The 15,556-nt window shown below is 40.7% G+C and carries 18 protein-coding genes and 1 pseudogene; all 19 read right to left on the bottom strand.

Going from position 1 to position 15,556, the window contains the following annotated elements:
- A pseudogene (locus O3652_RS09985) lies at positions 1-728 on the bottom strand (FtsK/SpoIIIE domain-containing protein); the annotation flags it as partial.
- 83 nt (positions 729-811) lie between these two features.
- A complete protein-coding gene (locus O3652_RS09980) occupies positions 812-1,186 on the bottom strand; it encodes a hypothetical protein (protein ID WP_371590405.1) in 375 nt (124 codons plus the stop codon).
- Positions 1,187-1,355: 169 nt separating this feature from the next.
- Positions 1,356-1,820: a hypothetical protein gene (locus tag O3652_RS09975; RefSeq protein WP_371590404.1), complete on the bottom strand. Its 465-nt coding sequence runs from the start codon at positions 1,818-1,820 to the stop codon at positions 1,356-1,358.
- Positions 1,810-2,259: a hypothetical protein gene (locus tag O3652_RS09970; protein WP_000767350.1), complete on the bottom strand. Its 450-nt coding sequence runs from the start codon at positions 2,257-2,259 to the stop codon at positions 1,810-1,812. Before O3652_RS09970 ends, O3652_RS09975 begins: the two co-directional genes overlap by 11 nt.
- Positions 2,256-2,921 carry a hypothetical protein gene (locus O3652_RS09965; protein WP_000664760.1) on the bottom strand — a complete coding sequence of 222 codons (666 nt, stop codon included), beginning with the start codon at positions 2,919-2,921 and terminating at the stop codon, positions 2,256-2,258. The genes O3652_RS09970 and O3652_RS09965 overlap by 4 nt, the downstream gene beginning before the upstream one ends.
- A gap of 49 nt (positions 2,922-2,970) precedes the next feature.
- A complete protein-coding gene (locus tag O3652_RS09960) occupies positions 2,971-3,636 on the bottom strand; it encodes a lantibiotic ABC transporter permease (protein WP_371590403.1) in 666 nt (221 codons plus the stop codon).
- A 49-nt stretch (positions 3,637-3,685) separates the two neighbouring features.
- On the bottom strand, positions 3,686-4,351 hold the full coding sequence (locus O3652_RS09955) for a lantibiotic ABC transporter permease (protein WP_371590402.1): 666 nt from the start codon (positions 4,349-4,351) through the stop codon (positions 3,686-3,688).
- A gap of 13 nt (positions 4,352-4,364) precedes the next feature.
- On the bottom strand, positions 4,365-5,024 hold the full coding sequence (locus tag O3652_RS09950; protein ID WP_371590400.1) for a hypothetical protein: 660 nt from the start codon (positions 5,022-5,024) through the stop codon (positions 4,365-4,367).
- A 121-nt stretch (positions 5,025-5,145) separates the two neighbouring features.
- Entirely contained in the window at positions 5,146-5,814 is a 669-nt protein-coding gene (locus tag O3652_RS09945) for a hypothetical protein (protein ID WP_371590399.1), read from the bottom strand.
- A 1-nt stretch (position 5,815) separates the two neighbouring features.
- On the bottom strand, positions 5,816-6,388 hold the full coding sequence (locus tag O3652_RS09940) for a hypothetical protein (protein ID WP_371590398.1): 573 nt from the start codon (positions 6,386-6,388) through the stop codon (positions 5,816-5,818).
- A 315-nt stretch (positions 6,389-6,703) separates the two neighbouring features.
- A complete protein-coding gene (locus O3652_RS09935; protein WP_371590397.1) occupies positions 6,704-7,558 on the bottom strand; it encodes a VOC family protein in 855 nt (284 codons plus the stop codon).
- Positions 7,559-7,666: 108 nt separating this feature from the next.
- Entirely contained in the window at positions 7,667-8,704 is a 1,038-nt protein-coding gene (locus O3652_RS09930) for an aldose epimerase family protein (protein WP_371590396.1), read from the bottom strand.
- Positions 8,705-8,851: 147 nt separating this feature from the next.
- Entirely contained in the window at positions 8,852-9,847 is a 996-nt protein-coding gene (gene lacD / locus O3652_RS09925; RefSeq protein WP_084942664.1) for a tagatose-bisphosphate aldolase, read from the bottom strand.
- Positions 9,848-9,857: 10 nt separating this feature from the next.
- Positions 9,858-11,024, bottom strand: coding sequence for an SIS domain-containing protein (locus tag O3652_RS09920; RefSeq protein WP_371590395.1), 1,167 nt, complete (start codon positions 11,022-11,024; stop codon positions 9,858-9,860).
- Positions 11,025-11,141: 117 nt separating this feature from the next.
- The gene (locus O3652_RS09915) at positions 11,142-11,546 is read right to left on the bottom strand and encodes a PTS sugar transporter subunit IIA (RefSeq protein ID WP_371590394.1); all 405 of its coding nucleotides are present in this window, start codon (positions 11,544-11,546) and stop codon (positions 11,142-11,144) included.
- Between the two features lie 6 nt (positions 11,547-11,552).
- Positions 11,553-12,368, bottom strand: coding sequence for a PTS system mannose/fructose/sorbose family transporter subunit IID (locus O3652_RS09910; protein ID WP_371590393.1), 816 nt, complete (start codon positions 12,366-12,368; stop codon positions 11,553-11,555).
- Positions 12,355-13,260 carry a PTS mannose/fructose/sorbose/N-acetylgalactosamine transporter subunit IIC gene (locus tag O3652_RS09905; protein WP_084859321.1) on the bottom strand — a complete coding sequence of 302 codons (906 nt, stop codon included), beginning with the start codon at positions 13,258-13,260 and terminating at the stop codon, positions 12,355-12,357. The genes O3652_RS09910 and O3652_RS09905 overlap by 14 nt, the downstream gene beginning before the upstream one ends.
- A 26-nt stretch (positions 13,261-13,286) precedes the next feature.
- Positions 13,287-13,763 (bottom strand): PTS system mannose/fructose/N-acetylgalactosamine-transporter subunit IIB, encoded by a 477-nt coding sequence (locus O3652_RS09900; protein WP_000156968.1) that lies wholly within the window; start codon positions 13,761-13,763, stop codon positions 13,287-13,289.
- The gene (locus O3652_RS09895) at positions 13,760-15,547 is read right to left on the bottom strand and encodes a beta-galactosidase family protein (RefSeq protein ID WP_371590392.1); all 1,788 of its coding nucleotides are present in this window, start codon (positions 15,545-15,547) and stop codon (positions 13,760-13,762) included. The genes O3652_RS09900 and O3652_RS09895 overlap by 4 nt, the downstream gene beginning before the upstream one ends.
- Positions 15,548-15,556: the final 9 nt, after the last annotated feature.

Raw genomic sequence — 15,556 nt, 5'->3', positions numbered from 1 at the left:
ATCTCATCCACATCTTCTAAGCCAGATAGGTCTTCATTCAAGATCTCATATTGCCCCAATTCATTGATCAGGTAGATGGTATGATCCTCGATCCCCATATCGTCCTTATCCGGCTGGTAATCCGCACCTGACCAGGCTGACTGGAAGAGTTCATAGACTTCGTTATTTCCGACCTGTAGATAGGCACGACCTGTCTGGGTGATCTCGGCCGCGTCCGGTGTATGAAGCATTTCATTGGAGTCCGAACGATCCGCCACCTTAAGGGCAATCTTGAAGCGTGAGTTAGACCAGATCTGGTCATCCACCACACCAGATGGCTTCTGAGTAGCTAGGATCAAGTGGACCACGAGGGAACGCCCAACCCGAGCGATGGATACCAGCTCCTTGATAAAGTCTGGCTGGTTAACCTTGAGCTCCGCAAACTCATCTGAGATGAGGAAGAGGTGAGGGAGCGGTTCTGTCGCTTCTCCGTTTTTAAATTTCTTCTGGTATTGATTGATATGGTTGACTTCAAACTCTCCAAAGAGTCGTTCACGACGATGGATCTCCGCATTGATCGAAGCCAAGGCCCGCATGGATTGGGCACCATCCAAGTTAGTAATCGTCCCCAAGAGGTGAGGTAGGTTTTTAAAGAGATTGGCCATCCCACCACCCTTGTAGTCGATCAGCAAGAAAGCCACATCATGAGGGTGGAAGTTAACAGCGAGGGATAGGATATTTTTTTGTAAATAGCAGATTAGATAAACAAGCGATAATATAGAATTTTCAAGGTGCTAGAAAGAAAATGTTCTTGTTCTATTATACCACAATATCAAAATAGCCCACTTCTCACAGGAACAAAGTTATGTTTTTTCACTTGCTTTCGAAATTCCTCATACTCATCCTTTGTAAATTCAACCTTTTCAAATTTTGTATTCTTATATAGCCGTTTATTAAAAACAATCGCAGCAATGATCGAAAGCGCAAAGGACACCAGTAACAGATAAATACTTAGAACCACGTTAGATTCAACGCTTTTAAAGAACCCAATTCCTAGAATATGGTAACCAATGATAGAAGACAAAAATATTTTGGATTCAGATACCTTATGAGCAATAGATTTTTTTAAATCACCTGTGATTAAATCTACATAATAACTATCCTCTTTATAATTGCCTAAACTAAGCAAAAATTTATAATTATGCATAATTTCTTCTCCTTATTATTAAAATACACTACCTAACCCCGAGAAAAATCCATTAACTGCATCTCCCGCACTGTCCCATATTTTTTTCAGCTGTATCACTGACAGAAGCCCCAAAATTTACTAACAAATCTAACTTTTGGAAGCAGTCGATTATCAGATGGAATCAGACTTACTCCTTCAATACTCCTACTTTTATATCCGTATAAAATTTCTCATCAATTGATGTGGTAAAAAAGAAGGGAGGGGTCAACTCTTTATAATCTCGAAAATGAATATAGCCAGCTAAGAAGTCGATTCCTTCTCGTACTAACTCATCATCTGGTTCCAAAATTCTAGTTGAAACAGTATTTAAAACTTGAAACAGACTGTGATACAAAAAGTCTTTCGGCAAAGCATCTTCAATATACTCTTCTTCTACTGGGATAAACAGTTCCATTAACACATCTTGATTTTCTTCTAACTTGGAATTAATCGTATAAAAGAAAGGTCCTCGAAGCGTATATCCTGCTTTTCTTACTTCGTCTAAAAAAGCGTTATAAGTGTCTGGCATCTCTTCTGGAGATACTGTGTAATACCTTGAGATAACATTTCTATATTGTATATCTTGGTATTCTCCCACGTTTTTAAATAGCATCTGAAATCTCCTTAATTGGGATATTAATTTCAACAAAGAGCTGTCCAAATATTGGCAATATCGCTAGAAAAACGGTATCTCCTTGCATTTCCAACCCCTCATCTTGAATATACTGCTTCATTTCTTCAATTTTTGGAAGGAAATGTTCATCAAATGGAGTTACATCAGAGACACACTGCTTAATTGTAAAATGTTCTAGATATTGAAATTCATCATTTCCTTCAATTGGGATGTTTGTCGGAATATAGACCTTAAACAAGGCTTCTCCTGGCTTTCCAAAAGTGCTCAAACATGTTTCAATCGTTGTCGGACCATTTTTATAGACCCCTGTCTCAAATAATAATTTTTCACAACCTTCAATCAAATCTAGAAAAGAATCCATGGGAACTTTTTTCTCTGTATAAGCAATATCGCTGATATCTATTCTAATTAATTTCATTTTATTTCTCCTCTATAAATAAAGTTATTCGTGCTTTTCTTTTTCCAACCGGTGAATACTCGTGCATACTCAAGCCAATAGAAGGGAAGGCAGGCTATGCTCCCTGCTACGAGGGAAGTAACTACATATATTCCTGACAACATAAATAAACGTGCTATAACTACTACACTTGCTGAAATCAATATGCAAATAACAGGAGGAAGAAATAAAAGATTCTTCCTATACTCACCATGTGGTAAAGTCTTAGCTTTAGGGACAATTAGCAACTGGTAAACAAAGGTTAGTAGCTGAAAAATAAGGCTTAGGCCAATTAAAATCGTGAAGACAGACCAGTAGTTCTTCCCCAAAAATAGAGATCCCCAGAAGAGAAACTCAACATGAGAAATTAGAATAGAACTAGCTGGAATCAATTGGAATAATTTTGATTTGGAAAATTTTTGGAATAACAAAAACATGAACAACGAAACCAATATATGATAGATCGTGATGTAAAGGATAATCATACTCACATCATGTATCTCACCTTCTATAAAAATAGACACTATAAATATCAGTAAGGCAAAAATCACCTCCATCGCAACTGACTTTAAAAAGTCAGAGTTCTTTATAGGACTAGTATCTACAACTGCCATATTTAAAAATTCATAATATCTTTCTTTCATCTTATCCTCCTAGCATGAGTTGTACTACTGCTAGACATTCTCACTAATTTCATTTTATTTCTCCTCTGTAAATAAAGTTATTGGTACTTTTCTTTCTCCAACCTGTGAATACTTGAGTATAGCCGAGAATAAAGAACGAATTCCATGAAATACTCATTCCTACTAAACCGATGATAATATAGATTCCAGATAACATAAACAATCGTGTTATGACTACTATTACCGCCGACATTACTGTTACAATAAGAGCTGGTAAGTGTAACAAATTCTTCTTATGCTCAGTATCTGGCATTTGTTTTACTTTTGAAACAATTGATATTTGATAAAAAAAGTTTATCACTTGAAAAGCAAAACTCAATCCAATGAAAAGAAAGAATATCGATAAATACTGTTCCCCAAAGAATATAGAGCTCAAAAAAAGAAACTCAAAATGAAGAAAAAGATACGAAGTCGTCGGAACTGATTGTAATAATTTTGAAGAGGAAAATTTTTGAAACAACAAAAATGCAAGCAGTACTATTACCATATGGACAATAGTAACATGAATCAAAAATATACTAAGATTATGCATTTGATTCTTAGTAAATATAGAAACAATCAGTACTACTGAAGTAAATAGAAATTCGAATAAAAATGCAAGATAGAAATTTAAATTTCTTACTGGCTTATAACCAGTCATCAGTATATTCAAAAATTCATAATATTTTTCCTTCATCTTATCCTCCTAGCATGAGCTGTACTACTGCTAGACATTCTCACTAATTTCATTTTATTTCTCCTCTATAAACAAAGTTATTGGTGCTTTTCTTTTTCCAACCGGTGAATACTCGTGCATACTCAAGCCAATAGTAGGGAAGACAGGCTATGCTCGCTACAACAAGGGGAGTAACTATATATATTCCTGACAACGTAAATAAACGTGCTATGATTACTACAGTTGCTGAAATCAATAGGCAAATAACAGAAGGAAGAAATAAAAGATTCTTCCTATACTCGCCATGTGGTAATTTCTTAGCCTTAGGAACAATTAACAACTGATAAACAAAGGTGAGTAGCTGAAAAATAAGACTTAGACTAATCAATACCATGAAGACAGACCAATAGTTCTTCCCTAAAAATATAGATCCCCAGAAGAGAAACTCAACATGAGAAATCAAAATAGAACTGGCTGGAATCAATTGCAAGAATTTTGATTTGGAAAACTTTTGGAATAGCAAGAACATGGACAATAAAGCTACTGCATGATAAATGGTAATGTAAAAGATTATCATACTCACATCATGCATCTCACCTTTTATAAAAATAGATACTATAAATATTAGTAAAGTAAAAACAACCTCCATTGCAAAAGCCCTTATATAATCAAAACGCTTTATAGGACTAGTATCCACAACTGCCATATTTAAAAATTCAATATACTTTTCTTTCATCTTATCCCCCCACTTATTTTTCTTCCCCAAATATCACTTTCCCCTGTTCATATTTTCGCACAGCTAAGAGCCAGCGGATAGGGTTGTTTTGGAATAAGAAAAGGTACAACAAGGCAGGAAAGAGACCTGCTAAAGGCAAGAAAAAGATTTGTATATCAAATGCCTCTTGCTTATTGAATGAGTCAATAGTGCCCGGAATTGCAGCAGCAAATATTACTATAGTAGTCATAAAAACTAGTAGCATGACAATCATAAAAGCCAACATTTTCGCAAACGTCGCTTTTTTCTCACTAAAATTTTCCCAGAACAAATTTGAATAAACTGCTTCTTTAAACTCTTTCTTTGTTGCTCCTTGGACTCGTTTCACTCCTTTATATAAGGCGACTTCCATCATCCATATAAATCCAAATAGGATAAAGGAAAGACAAAGAATAAAAATAGGAACCATCCCACTATTATAACGAAGGCCTGAGAAAATTGGTATTGCAACAAATCCTCCGAGTAAACCTAACAAAGAGAATATAGCAATTAAAGGAGCAATCCCCCTATTCGATCTCCTAGCCCCTTCTGTATTTAACAAGGCACTCTTATCTGCTACAAGAGCCTCTTTTGTTCGCGTATTATAGTAAACGGCCTTATCACCGCTCTGTCCAATAAAAATTATTTTTCTCATATAAAATCACCACAGTTTTCACTAATCACTATAATCAGAAACTTCAATTTTATCATAGGTTGTTGATAAAACATCACCATCACCAACCACTGGTAATGGTAATAGCGTTTCTCTCGTGTTTCTAGTTCTTCTCTTCCCTAAATAATACTTTCCCCTGCTTGTATTTTCGTACGGCTAACAGCCAGCGGATAGGGTTGTTTTGGAACAAGAGCAGTACGACACTAATTGGGACGATCGTTGCTCCGATTGGCACCATGAACATCGACGGCTCAAACCATTCATGTTCATAGTAGGGAATGAAGGTCCCAGGTATGGCAAAGAACACAACAATAACAAAAACAAATAGAAGAACGAGGATAACAAATAGATACAAGATGATTTTATCGACTGTTGGTTCCTTATCTGGAGACTTCCTCCAAAAAGTACTACTTTCAACTGCTTCTTTAAACTGCTCTTCACTTGCTGGGACAAGCGACTTAGCCCCACTGTAGAAGAGTTTTTCAAATCCATAAACACTTCCGATAAAAACGAAAAGGATTGCGGCTAGATGGATAGGTGCCATCCACTCACTCAATCTAAAGGGTGCTATCAAGGAACGAATCCAAATACCGATAATAGCAACTAGCAAGAAAGCAAAGAAGACAACCCAAGGCCACTTGGATTTCTTTGAACTGATGGCACCGTCGGTTTCTGACGAGGCGCTAGATTCTGTCGCTAAAGCCTCTCTCGTCTTTGTGTTATAGTAGACGGATTGCTGGCATCCTTGGCCTATATAAATGATTTTTCTCATCTTACATTTCTCCCTCTTTCCCTCGGCTACCGTCCTGTAATGTCTCCATCAGCTCCTTGAACAGTCGTTTGCGTGTTTTCATCCGAAAATCATAGACTATATATGTAAGAATACCAATCCCTAACATGTACATAATTAAAAATTGAAAATCAGAAACAGCCAGATAACGATAGGCTGAAAAAATCGTTATTAAAACAAAAATGTAGCCAACTACTGTCAACGCCCTAGATTTTCTCCTAAGTGTTTTGATATTGGCTTTTGTGAGCCGGACTTTTCTAAATCTATCTGTCTTCATGTTGCGTCGGGTAGATTTGGCAAGGAGAATGGTCCCGAAAACCAAAAACAGAGACATCAGGATAAAGAAGATCAGATTAAAAGGTGAGGAGACATCTCCAAAGGTTTGGTTGAGCAACTTTGACAGCCGTTGCAAGGAATAGATTGCAATAGGGGCTGCAATGGCTGAATAATTCATGCCTTGTTTTACACTGTAGAATACTTGATTCTTCAGATCATAATAGATAAAAGAGTCCTCCAGAGGGCCCATACTGATTAAATTTTTTACACTTGTGTCCATCTATTTCCCGTCTCCTAAACTCAATACGGATGTTCAAACAGAGTTCTACTTTCTCTTAAAAGCATCGTGACAACGATTGCCAGCATTCTAGCCCATTTTCGGCGTTTGCCTTCCTAGAGAAAGAAAAGTTTATTAGTATTATAGCATGAACCCCCAGAAAAGGGAAAATATCCCCGATAGATAGATAGATTGGCTAGAGTCAAAAAAGGCTTCGTCATTCCATAAAAAAGCGAACAAGTCCGCATTCTAAAAACAGAATGCGAGCTTATCCGCCTTTTTCTATGTCTCTAAAGTAAATGATGTGTTTTCCTCGTCTCATCGTGCCAAGCGAATGCGGGTCACAATCCCATCTGGGTCTACAAGATCCAGTTCACTCGAATTTAGCCATTTGATCGGTGCTTCTAGCTCTTGTGCTTGCTGAACGATGGCTAAGAGTTCTTCCTTGCTTTCGACCTCAAGGACGTAGTAGGCCAAGCCTAGTAAGCCTTGCTCACGCGGAGCCAGACCTTTTCCAGCCCATTCGTTAACAGCCAGGTGGTGATGGTACTGACCAGCCGCTATCCAACTAGCACTCGGAATACTAAATTTATCCTCTAGCCCTAACACCTTTTGATAAAACTGGCTCGCCGCGTGGCTATCCTTAACCGATAGATGGATATGCCCCATTCTCGTCCCTTCCGCTAGGATAAAGGGATCCACCTTTTCCCCTAACTCATAGATGTCCTGTGCCGCAAGGGCTTCGGTCACACCGATAATACGACCGTCTTCTCGAATATCCCATGAAGACACTGGCTTATCACGGTAGAGTTCAATGCCATTTCCTTCCAAATCCTCCAGATAAAGGGCTTCACTGTATCCATGATCTGCACCCCCGACCAGAGGAATACGCAAATCACTTAGGTGTTTCAAGACATCTGCCAAAGCTTTTCGTGTCGGCAACAAAATCGCCAGATGGTAGAGCCCATAATGCTCCCTTACTTCGCCAGACTTTTCTGCCTGAATCAAGTGGACCAAGGCTTTTCTACCTAGTCCCAAAATCGCTTCTGCCTCCGTTTGCGATAAAATCTCCAAGCCAATAATCTGATGATAAAAAGCCGTTTGACTCTTCAAATCCTTGACATTTAAAACCGCCTCTGCTAGGTAAATGTGGCTTTGGTAAGCATAAGTCATAGGGTGTCTCCTTTTTGTTGTAACCTTATAGATTACATCTATTATACACTATTGAGATAAAATGTCAACGAAGACAACTCAAAAGAGCTGGAAACCAGCTCTTCTTTTTTATTTGACAACAAGCTCGTAGCGAGTTTTGCTGGTAAAGGTTTGGCCTGCTTTGAGAATGACTTGGTCTTTGAAGTCACTGTGAATGGCATCTGGTAAAGCTTGCGCTTCAAGGGCAATCCCATTGTGTTGCACCATTGGCTGGCCTCCAATGATGACACTCTCATCCACAAAGTTTGCTGTGTAGACCACAAAGCAAGGGGCCTCTGTCTTGAACAGCAGGAAACGACCTGAGTTTTGGTCATAAAGGAAACCAGCATTGTCATGACCGGCAGGAAGGGCAAATGGGTGATCCAAACCAGATACCAACTGGATTTGCTCATCTTCCTCTGCAAAGATGTCCTTCAACAAAGCACCATTGTAGATGTGTTTAACCACATCACGAGTAGCATCTGGAGTCTTAGCCGGAACACCGTCAGGAGCGATTGGGTAAATGCCCTCCGTATTTAGTTGGAAGACATGGCGGTCAACTGTCTGCGTGAAATCACCAGACAAGTTGAAATAGCTGTGGTTGGTTGGATTAACCAGCGTGTCCTGATCTGTCGTTACCTTGTAGCTAATTTCGTAGGCGCCAGCTTCTTCCAAGTGATAGCTAATCCAAATCTTAAGATTACCAGGAAATCCTCCTGTCCCGTCTGTACGCTCTGTGTAGAGAGTCAAGCCATTGTCGCTCACTTCTACCAATTCAAACAAGCTCGAATCCCAACCTGTTGAACCACTGTGGTTACAGTTGCTAGCATTGTTGACTTCAAGGTCATAGGTCTGACCATTGAGTTCAAATGTCGCTCCAGCAATACGGCCTGCTACAGGACCTACACTTGCTCCATGCTTGGGACTATTGCCTACATAGCTAGCAAAATCATCAAATCCTAAGATAACATTGGCAAAGTTTCCAGCCTTGTCAGGTGTGACATAGCGCAAGATGGTCGCACCATAGGTCATGATTTCTAGTTGATAGCCACTGTCAGTCTCAAAGCGATAGGCCAAGACATCCTTGCCCTCATGATTTCCAAATACACGCTCTGTGTATGCTTTCATTCTTCTCTCCTTTGATCCATTTCTCTCAAGTAAACAAACCATAGAGAGTGTATTTACCATCTATGGTTGTAGTTTTTATTTTCAAAATCCTTTGTCAGAAAACCTTAAGTATCTTCTTAACAAAAAGGGATTCTTCTATTCTTGTTTTTATGCTTCTACACGTTCTTTCCATGAAGTCGCTGTGGTTTGGAGAACTTTGTTGAGTTCATCAATGTTCTCAAAACCAGTTGTGCGTAGCCATTCACGAGCTGCTGCTTCACCGTCTTTGATGTAGGCTTCAACTGATCCAGCCCAAGTTGCACGGCCGCAAAGAACACCGTTGAAGTTTGCGCCTGATTCGTGAGCAAAGACAAGTGTTTCTTGGAAGAGTTTGGCTGATACACCTGCGCTCAAGTAGATGTATGGCAAGTTAGTAGCTTCGTCTTGTGCTTTGAAGAAAGCTGCCGCTTCTTCGCGTGTATGCACGATTTCACCATCGCCAAAGCCTTCAACGTATTTGACGTTAACTGGAACTTCAACTTTCAAGACATCGATGTTGAAACGTGGGTCTGAGAAGACCTTCATGGCACCGATAACCTTGTGTGGTTTGACTTTAGCGTATTCTGCAGAACCTGCGTCAGCGATTTTTTCGTCGTAAGCCAAGATTTCAAGGAAGAATGGAATATCTTCCGCCACACACTCAGAGCCGATACGTTCGATGTAGGCTTGTTTTTCTTGGTTGAGTTCGTCAGAGCTGTCTACATCGTAGTAAAGCAAGAATTTGACAGCATCAGCGCCTTGTTCCTTGATGCGTTTTGCAGACCAAACATCCAAACAGTCAGGCAAGCGTTTGGTGCTTGTTGTGTCGTAGCCAGTTTTCTCATAAGCAAGGAGAAGACCAGCATTAGCATCAAGCGCTTTTGTAGCTGGAAGTCCATACTCTGGGTCTAGAAGCATAGAGGATGCGTATTTAGTCAATTCATCTGCAACCAATACTTTGAGTTCTTCCATTTGAGCCACTGTTGGCTCTTCTGTTTGGTATTGAGCCATGAGGCGTTTCAAAGCACCACGTTGGTCAAAGGCAAGAGCTGAGATAATGCCGTTCTCGTCAGAGAGTTTTTGCAAGCAAGCTACTTTATTGGGACTTAATTGTAATTTACTCATAGACACTTCCTTATTTTTGATATTCATGAATGATCACACCTTGTACCACACGGTTTACGGTACCAGTAGGAGACGGTGTATCTGGTTTATTTTCTACCTTGAGTGAAGTCAATAGGGCAAAGAGTTGGGCATAAACGATGTAAGGGAAGACACGGTAAATATCGTTCAAGACACCGCCAGAACCAAGGGCTACTTCTTTGACATTTTCAAGACCAAAGGCTTGATCACTCAAGAGCACGACACGACGAGCAATGTGATCACCAGCCACTTCACGAACCAAGTCCAAGTCGTACTTGCGAGTGTAGTCTGTCGTTGTACCAAATACCAAAACAACGGTATCTTCGTTGATCAATGATTTTGGACCGTGACGGAAGCCAACTGGGCTTTCATACATGGTCGCCACTTGACCAGCTGTTAATTCCAAAATCTTCAATTGAGCTTCATGAGCAAGTCCAAAGAAAGGACCAGCGCCTAGGTAGATAACACGATTAAAGTCGAGGTCAACAAGCTCTTTAACATCTGCTGCATTGTCTAGAATCTTACGAGCAAGGCTCGTCACAACTTCAAAACGTTCAGCTTTCACAGCAAATTCTGTAGGATCAAAGACCAAGAGAGCTGTTAGCATCATGGACGTAAAGCTAGAAGTCATGGCAAATCCAGCGTCATTGGAAGCAGCTGGTTGCAAGAGTAAGAGATTGCGGTCATCACCGTGGGCTTGAAGAGCCAATTTCCCGTCCGCTGCACAAGTAATGGTCACTTGATAGAGGTCATCAACCAAGGCTTTAGCCAAATCAACCGTCGCCACACTTTCAGGCGAATTTCCACTACGAGCAAAGGAAACAAGGACAGTCGCCACATCTTTTTTCAAATAAGTTTCTGGATTGGCAACAATATCAGTTGTCGCAATGGCATTGAAATTCCATTTGCGCTCGTCATAGACTTCCTTAAAATATGGCACCAAGGTATCTCCCACATAAGCAGAAGTACCAGCACCCGTCAAGATGACCTTGATATAGTCATGCTTATCAGCGATTCCTTGTAGGAATGCTGCAATTTCTTCTCGTTTTGCTTGATAGGCTTCAAAAGCCTCTTTCCATACATCAGGCTGTTGGTAGATTTCACGAGTCGTGATTTCTGCACCCAGTTCAAGTAATTCTTCTTTTGTGTAATTTAGCATAGAGTTCCTCTAATCTATTGTCGTTTCATTCCTATTGAAAATATGGGAATGGGAGTGACTCCCATTCCCATGTTTATTCTATACAAGCTGTTCTAACGATTTTCACGTTGTCACATCTTATTCATCTTCGTCATCATCGAAGCCCGCTAACAGGTCGTTGACTTTTACAATGCTTTCTGCAGCACGGCTCTTATAATCCGCATCTGCACCTGTAAGGCTGGCATTGATAAATTCAATCACCATTGGCAGATTCATTCCTGCGTAGAGTTCCACGTTGCGACCTTCCATGATCAAGCGGCTCACCACGTTACATGGTGTACCACCGAGAAGGTCCGCAAAGACTAGGAAATCATCCAATCCTTCGATAGCAGCTTCAAATTTTGCAGTAAATTCTTCTGGGCCATCTTCTGGAAGAAGAGCCACTGTATGAATGTTGTCCTGTGGACCCATGATCATTTCTGTGCTACCTTTAAGTTCTTCACAGAAGCGACCATGACTCACTAAAATTAATGATTTAGTCATAATCAATTACATTCCAAGTGCAAATTTACCAAGAGCAGAAAGAGCTACAGCAAGAGCAATAATGATACCGATCGCTTTAGTAGAGTTCATACCTTTCTTACCAAGCAACCAGAAGATAAAGGCAGTAAAGATTGCTGGAAGCAAGCGTGGGAAGATTGAGTTCAAGATGTCTTGGAAGTCAATCATCTTTTCACCGATTGGCAATTTGTAAGAAATCTCAAAGTTGATCATTGTTGCTACAAGAGCACCCATCATGAAGACACCAAGTACAGATGCAGCATCAATCAAAGCTGTCAAAGTACTTTGCATGTTGTTGATAAGGTTAACCCCTTCTTTGTAGGCAAATTCCAATTGTTTCCAACGGAAGATGTCATATGCAACTGCAACTGCGATCCAAAGGAAGATACCCCATGGTTGGCCAGCGATCGCCATAGTTGCTGCGATAGATCCCATGATAGCAGGTACAAGTGAACCAAAGATAGTATCTCCAAGAGGAGCGAATGGTCCCATCAAACCTGTCTTGATACCGTTAACGGCATCTTTTGAACCCACACCATCTTTTTCTTCCATGGCAAGGTCAAAACCAGCGATAATAGTGTGGAAGAATGGTGAAGTATTGAAGAATTGAGTATGAACTTTCATCATTTCTTTCAATTCAGGAGTTCCATCCCCATACATTTTACGCAATTGTGGCAAGATCATGTAAAGGTAACCAGAAGCTTGCATACGTTCGTAGTTCCAACCTAATTGGAAAGTAAACAAGCTACGTTTGTTAATTTGATTAAAATCTTCTTTTGTTAATTTGTAATTAGAATTCGTCATCTTCAATTTCCCCACTTTCTGATGGTGTAGAAGGTGCTGCTACAGCTACTTTTTGGCTGTTCTTAAAGTGAACAACTGCAAGGAAGATACCTACGATAGAGATACCGATCATAGACAAACCTTTGAAGTTGTTAGCAAAGCCAATCTTTTCAGCAACATCAGCAGGAAGAGTACCAAGGATACCCGCAACAGCTCCACCAAGACCTGTTACATATGAGTAAAGAACAGTCAACATAGCTGTCAAACCGAATCCCATTGCAAGGTAGTGAAGGTTACGTTTAACTGGAAGGTAACGAAGCAAGATTGCAAATCCGAGACCTGGAAGCATACGTCCTGCAAGTGTCAAACCGTCTGCAACCCATTGGTATTCTTTAACAAGGTCTACTACTGATTGTACGAAAGCACCACCAAAAGCAAGAGCGAAGAATACTGGAAGGGCACGAGAAAGAGCCCATGGAAGCGCACCAAGTAGGTAGTTGCGTTCGATACCTTTGTAGTCAAAGCGTTCGATCGCAGCATCAATACGGTGTGCAAAGAAAGTAGTTGTCATACGTCCAAGAACGTCGAAGTATGTCAAAAGTGCTGCTACTGGTACAGCGATTGTTGTAATCGCAAGGTCTGTATCAATACCTTGAGAGATAGAGAATGCTGTTGCAAGAACCGCACCAGAAGTTGCGTCGATACGAGAAGCACCACCAAAGGTACCAACCCCGAGAACGAACAACTGCAAGCTACCACCGATAAACAAACCAGTTGTCACATCTCCCATGATCAAACCAGTAATGAAACCAGCGAATACAGGGGAACCTGCAGATGAAACGATTGTCAACTCATCACAGATTTGATAAGCTGAGTACAAAGTGAGAAGTAAAATTTGCCACGGTTGTATCATAACAATGACCTCCTAAAAATTTTTTCCTATTTTAATAAGCTCAAAAAGTCTGAAACTGGATCATTTGGAACCATTTGAGCAGTGAGTTTCACACCTTTTTCTGCTAGTTTGTGGAAATCTTCCACATCCTTGTCTACCACGTTGATAGAACGTGTGATAGAGCGAGTTTCTGGTGTTTGAGACATATTGCCGACGTTGAGTGTTTCAAGCGGTACACCTGCTTCGACCAAACCAAGGAAACGGTCTGGTTTACGTGCAACGATAAAAAGACGTTGGCTATCGTATTTACCAGCAAGGATATTTGCTGCTGCTTTCTCAACTGGCAAGATACTGAGTTTCACACCTGGTGGTGTTGCAAGTTTCAAACCACTCTTTTCAATATCGTTGTTAACAACTTCGTCATCTACAACCATAATGCGTGAAACATTTAGTTTTCCAGCCCAAAGATTGGCTACTTGACCGTGGATCAAACGTCCATCGATACGGCATCCTACAATTGTCATAAGTTTTCCCCCTTTATGTGTTTTAGTGTAGGTTTACGAGTTAAATGAATCTCTTCTTTATATTCGCCCTCAGTTTCAAAGATGATGATGCGGTTATCACCTTGCTTGAGATAGCTATGAGGGATATAAAGTGAGAGGGTCGGGCCGACGTTCCAGAAACGTCCTAAGTGACGCCCGTTGACAAAGGCAACTCCCTTACCAAACTCAGACAAGTCTAAGTAGGTATCCTTCGGCTCTTCAACAGTAAAGTCGAAAGCGTAAAAGGCTGGTTGTCCTTCTGTCCATCCTTTTGAAAAATCAATCTTCTCAGGATTATCCAGTGGCAGTGGATATTGTTTCCAATTCAGTAAGAAATGTAGATCCTTGCAGACACCTGTACGAATTCCTTTACGTTGCGTATCCGCCAAGAACTTATGTCCGTAGTTGACACGCCCCATATTTTCGACCAAGATGTCAATCTCTGAAAAGCCTTCTCGATTTCCCTGACAGTAGATATCTTCACCAATTTCTGTCTGGTATTGAGTGGCAATCCATTGACCATCTACATAGAGTTGAGCTCGGTCACGTCCATCGATGATACGGAGACGTTCCTCTTCTGCATCCCAACTTGCTTCGGTACGATAAAGAAGGTAGCCATAACTTTGACCAAGTTCTTCCATCGCTTTTGGATAGAGGCTTTCAGTTGGACTTGCCAAGCTATCCAGGGTTTCAAACAAGGAAACTTTTTCGACTAGTGGAATGGATTCCATTTCCATGCTTTCCTTGTAAAGTGGTTCCAACTGTGGATACTCTGGGAAGTGTGTTGCCATCATCTTCTTGACTGCTAGGTATTTAGCAGTTGGATTTCCTTCTTCATCGAGAAGGGCATCATAGTCGTAAGATGTGACTTGTGGCAAATCCAGAGTCCCTCGAGCCGAGCAACCATTCATGAAACCAAAGTTTGTCCCCCCATGGAACATGTAAAGGTTGATAGAGCCTTGCTCCAATACCTCTCGAACAGCTTCTGCCAATTCTTTAGGATCCCGTGTGATGATGGGTTCTTTCCAACGGTTGAACCAACCATCCCAGAATTCCATACACATGAGGGGCCATTTCTTGCCATGCTCATCAAAGAATTCCTGCATCTGTGAAAAGTTGTACGGAGCTTTAGAACCGAAGTTTCCTGTCACAAAGAGATCGTCTTCGATCAAGGTTCCGGCTTTCAGAGTAGCCCTCCATGGGCCATCTGAAGTAAAGAGTGGGCAATCAATCCCTCGGTCTTCCATCAATTTCCGAATTGCTCGTAGATAAGACTTATCTTCTCCATAAGAGCCATATTCATTTTCGACTTGCATCATGAGAATGTTTCCGCCGTTATCCAACAAGCGAGGCACAAGCCTTGGCAATAATTGGTCATAATAGCGAGCAACAGCCTCGATGTAGGCCGGGTCGGACGAGCGAATTCGCATGTCCTTTGTCAAGAGCCAAGCCGGCAAGCCACCAAATTCCCATTCCGCACAGATAAATGGAGACGGGCGTACAATGGCATAGAGACCTAGATCTTGTGCAATTTGAAGAAATCTCTCCAAATTTCTGGCACCTTCAAAATCAAACTCCCCTTCAACAGGTTCGTGTAAATTCCAAGCCACATAGGTCTCGACTGTATTAAAGCCAAGCGCCTTTAAGTTATAGAGAGAATGATACCAATCCTCTGCTGGAATCCTAAAATAATGAATGGCGCCGGACAAAATCTTGAACGGTTTTCCGTCTAAATAGAAATCGTCCTCAATTTTAAATCTGGTCATGTTATTACC

Origin of the sequence: Streptococcus sp. 27098_8_23 (assembly GCF_041432195.1) — a bacterium.
Classification (GTDB): domain Bacteria; phylum Bacillota; class Bacilli; order Lactobacillales; family Streptococcaceae; genus Streptococcus.
This window is presented reverse-complemented; position numbering and strand designations above follow the sequence as displayed.